Origin of the sequence: Bradyrhizobium sp. PRIMUS42 (assembly GCF_023006515.1) — a bacterium.
GTDB lineage: Bacteria > Pseudomonadota > Alphaproteobacteria > Rhizobiales > Xanthobacteraceae > Bradyrhizobium.
In genome coordinates this window covers 1-1,189 of record NZ_JALBGZ010001186.1, presented here as the reverse complement: position 1 = coordinate 1,189, position 1,189 = coordinate 1, and the positions used below count along the sequence as shown (strand labels likewise).

The following is a 1,189-nucleotide window of genomic DNA, read 5'->3' as shown; positions in this document are numbered from 1 at the left end:
CCGCGCCCGGCGCGGGCGCGATCTGGGACAAGACCGCGGTGGAAGCCCGCGTCGATCCCGGCGCCGAGCACAGCAAGCTCGGGGCGTCGCTGATCAAATCGGTGCCGCTGTCGGGCGATACCTCGCTGACGCTCCAGAACGGCTACAGCATCAACCAGCAGGGTACCACCGCTGTGCCCGGCATCGGCGGCCACATCACGCGCAATTACGAGACCGACCAGTCCGCCAAGGTCACCCTCAGCGACACTGGCACCAGCGTCACCGCCGGCCAGACGCTGTCGACCAGCGACGACAAATGGCTGCGCAAGGTCGGCGCCGAGCAAAAGCTGTTCGACAACGTCACCGTCTCCGGTTCCGTCGGCGAAACCTCGCAAGGCGCGATCAACAAGAGCCTGACGGCGGGTTTCAAGAAGAGCTGGTAGCAGTCCAGCGCTCTCCGCTTTCCCCTCATCCTGAGGGCGGTCCGAAGGAGCGCGTCTCGAAGGATCGAAGCCCCCGCTGCCAGAACGGCCGCCGCGTTCATACTCCCCTAACCATACGCCACGGCAAAACCCCCGAATGGTCCGCCCTTGCCGCATCTCGGCCCATTTGCGGTCAAAATCGGACGCACAGATGAGGAAGCCTCACAGACGTCGTCGTGCGGGGGACACTCGCGCTGCGCTCAACGCGAACAGGGGAATAACGATGAACGCCATGCGTCCGGAAAAGACCGAAGCCGCCGAGACCGAGACGGTCGACACCAACCTTGCCGCCGTCACGGAAGTCGAAGCCGGCATCCGTGACTTCGTCCGCAACGACATCGCCTATCTGCGCCGCCCGGCGGCGACGACCACCGACGCGCCCCCGCTCGATCCGAGCGCGGAGGCCACCGTCACCAACGTCAACTCGCTGATCCAGCGCGTCGCCGGTACCTCGCTCGCCGAGATCGAGAATCTGATCTCGGAGCTCGAGAGCCTGCGCGACCTGCTCCACGCCGAAGGCCAGCGCGTCCAGCGCGAGATCTCCGGCTACGCCCAGCTCAGCCAGGCCGCGATGAAGTCGACCCGCATGATCGCCGACAACGTCGCGCAGTGGAAGCGCGCCGCCGACGGCCTGCGCAACAGCTGATCGCTGCCACCAAGCATCACCGGCCGCCGCGTTCCGCAGGGAGCGCGGCGGTTTTGATTCAGGAGGGCCTCGTGCCCCGGAC

1 protein-coding gene and 1 pseudogene are annotated in these 1,189 nt (G+C 66.6%); both read left to right on the top strand.

Annotated elements, in window-relative coordinates; translation table 11 throughout:
* Positions 1 to 422, top strand: a pseudogene (locus MOV75_RS38865) (hypothetical protein); the annotation flags it as partial.
* Between the two features lie 262 nt (positions 423 to 684).
* Positions 685 to 1,107 carry a hypothetical protein gene (locus tag MOV75_RS38860; protein ID WP_028140177.1) on the top strand — a complete coding sequence of 141 codons (423 nt, stop codon included), beginning with the start codon at positions 685 to 687 and terminating at the stop codon, positions 1,105 to 1,107.
* Positions 1,108 to 1,189 lie beyond the last annotated feature (82 nt).

Coding starts and splice junctions, on each gene's coding strand:
- MOV75_RS38860 (WP_028140177.1), top strand. CDS start 685: ATGAACGCCATGCGTCCGGAAAAGACCGAAGCCGCCGAGACCGAGACG.